Annotated in this window: 4 protein-coding genes and 1 pseudogene; 4 read left to right on the top strand and 1 reads right to left on the bottom strand. The window is 57.2% G+C overall.

Features of this window, described 5'->3' with window-relative positions:
- From AB3X86_RS38070 to AB3X86_RS38055, 4 genes are all read left to right on the top strand, one after another.
- Positions 1-215: transposase (locus tag AB3X86_RS38070; protein WP_368599880.1), on the top strand; the 215-nt coding region annotated here is incomplete at its 5' end.
- Positions 216-595: 380 nt separating this feature from the next.
- Positions 596-880 carry a hypothetical protein gene (locus tag AB3X86_RS38065; protein ID WP_368599879.1) on the top strand — a complete coding sequence of 95 codons (285 nt, stop codon included), beginning with the start codon at positions 596-598 and terminating at the stop codon, positions 878-880.
- Positions 881-926: 46 nt separating this feature from the next.
- Positions 927-1,217 (top strand): hypothetical protein, encoded by a 291-nt coding sequence (locus tag AB3X86_RS38060; protein WP_368599878.1) that lies wholly within the window; start codon positions 927-929, stop codon positions 1,215-1,217.
- Positions 1,218-1,343: 126 nt separating this feature from the next.
- The gene (locus AB3X86_RS38055) at positions 1,344-1,700 is read left to right on the top strand and encodes a site-2 protease family protein (protein ID WP_368599881.1); all 357 of its coding nucleotides are present in this window, start codon (positions 1,344-1,346) and stop codon (positions 1,698-1,700) included.
- A gap of 275 nt (positions 1,701-1,975) precedes the next feature.
- Here AB3X86_RS38055 and AB3X86_RS38050 read toward each other — a convergent pair.
- Positions 1,976-2,103, bottom strand: a pseudogene (locus AB3X86_RS38050) (transposase); the annotation flags it as partial.

Genomic DNA, 2,103 nt, shown 5'->3' with positions numbered 1-2,103 from the left:
GTGAAGTCGATGAGGTGCAACGCGGCAAGAACCGCAACAAGTCGAGGATCCGCGCACGCGTGGAGCATGTCTTCGCGGTGGTCAAACGACTGTGGGGCTTCACGAAGGTGCGCTACCGCGGGTTAGCGAAGAATGCGAACCGGGCCTTTGTAGCTTTGGCGCTCGCCAACATCTACCTGTCACGCACGCGATTGATGACACAGGTGCGCCCGTAATGGGCAAAGGCGGGCAAAACGCCCGCGTGCAATGCCCGCAAGGGCCAAAAAGCCAAAGGGGACGGTCGGCTTCACGACCTGAACACCTCTATATCGCAGACACGTCGCAAATTCAGCGGCTTGTTCAGCGTAGCCTTAAACAATGAATCAGAACAGTCAGGAACTCCACGACGCGATATCGAGCATTGTGGCCTTTCGAGCAGAATAAAGTGGCGTGCGCGAAGGCTGTCCGGGCGAACCAGCCCCACCTGGACAGCAAGCAGGCGCTGTACGAGCTCGAAATGACACAAACCGTTCTCGCGACGCTAGGGCTGGCTGCCGTTGGTGAGCTTTCAGCTGACCCGCTGGCCCACTAAGCGCACTGTGACAAGGAAAACACGATGACGCATCTCGCCGGAATTTTGAACGTCTTCGGACTCGGCGCAAAAATGGTCGGCGTGGTCGTGCTGTTCTTTTTCGGGTTCCCACAGCCGACACACGACGAAGGTGTTGGTCTCGCGCTGCAAGATGCAACACCGCTGCCAAACGGTAAGACGGTAGCCGAGCACAACGCATCGGTCCGACGGCGACGCGTACTATACAGAGTGTGTTCGACCGTGGGCTTGGCGCTGCTCTTTGTTGGTTTCGTGTTGCAGTTGCCTGCGGCCATCTTAGCTATAGCGTAGGAAAATTCGCCGCTGCGCGCGGCACTGGAAAACGGGGAAACGCGAAGTGGATGCAATCGCATCAAAGAAAGTCGTTTTCATTCTCAACGTGCTCGCGGCTATGGCTGCGTTGACAGCGGCCGGCCTGTGGTTTTGGTCCACGCGAGTCGAAGTGGAGTACGTCGATCCGTCCCCGGTTGACGGGTGGATTCCGGGCAGTATCACTTTCGATAACCGTAACGGCAAAAGAGTTGACCCCTTCGCCACCGGCATCGAGCAAGCACGTCGGAACCGATGGGCGGCTCTTGCAGCGAGCGCGGCAGCTTTTTGTCAAGGCTTCGCGGCGATTTTGAGCTGATAAGCCGCAGGAATATTCAGAAAAGCGAACACCGGGGCTGCTATGAATATCAACTGGGTCGATTTAGTACAAAGAATTAGCCACGCTGCTGAGCGAGCATTCACTCTCTAGGAGCGGTTCGCTTACCTGTGCGTAGGAGCACATGTCCAGATCCTGATTCACGAGCTGGGACACCTGGTTCCATCTCTCGCTTTCGGAAAGCGCGCGAACGGCTTGAGGATCGGCGTTGGGCCATCCATCCATATTTTCCGCGGCAGCCGCTTCCCGATAAGCGTAGGACTGTACGCATACTCAGGTCGTCTCGAGGTCGAGCCGCCGAACAAGCCTTGGCAAGCTGCGATCGCATATGCGGCAGGACCGGCAGCCACAATCGGTGTAGCAGTGGCGTCTTTTAACTACCATCCTCACACTTGGGCTTCGTGGGTGTTAGATGTTGGTGCGATTCTCAACGAACGCGCCCAGCCCGGCTCCATCATAGTGTAAGACCTGAAGAGGATTTGCTATTTCAGATCGACGGATCACGGTTCCGACTTTACGAGTCTTCCTCAGATCCCGCTCCGATCCACGCCGCGTCGGACGTCGAAGCGTCGCCCGGACTAGTCGAGGCCATCGATGTTGTTGGCATGACGCAGCCGAGCCAGTTCGCGTACGAAAGTGACCTTCGCGATTTCTTGGCCAAAAACCTTTCTATCATCGAACCGGGGCTCAGGTTATACCGGGATGAAGAAGGCCTCACCGGTATCGAATTTCCAGTCGGGGGCTAACCCGCGGTAGCGCACCTTCGTGAAGCCCCACAGTCGTTTGACCACCGCGAAGACATGCTCCACGCGTGCGCGGATCCTCGACTTGTTGCGGTTCTTGCCGCGTTGCACCTCATCGACTTCAC

Source organism: Paraburkholderia sp. BR14374 (genome assembly GCF_040948685.1).
Classification (GTDB): Bacteria; Pseudomonadota; Gammaproteobacteria; order Burkholderiales; family Burkholderiaceae; genus Paraburkholderia; species Paraburkholderia youngii.
Note: the sequence above shows the minus strand (reverse complement) of the source record. Positions and strands in the feature narration are given on the sequence as shown.

Bases quoted from the DNA above. Each gene is read 5' to 3' on its own strand.
- AB3X86_RS38065 (WP_368599879.1), top strand. From the start codon at position 596: ATGACGCATCTCGCCGGAATTTTGAACGTCTTCGGACTCGGCGCAAAA.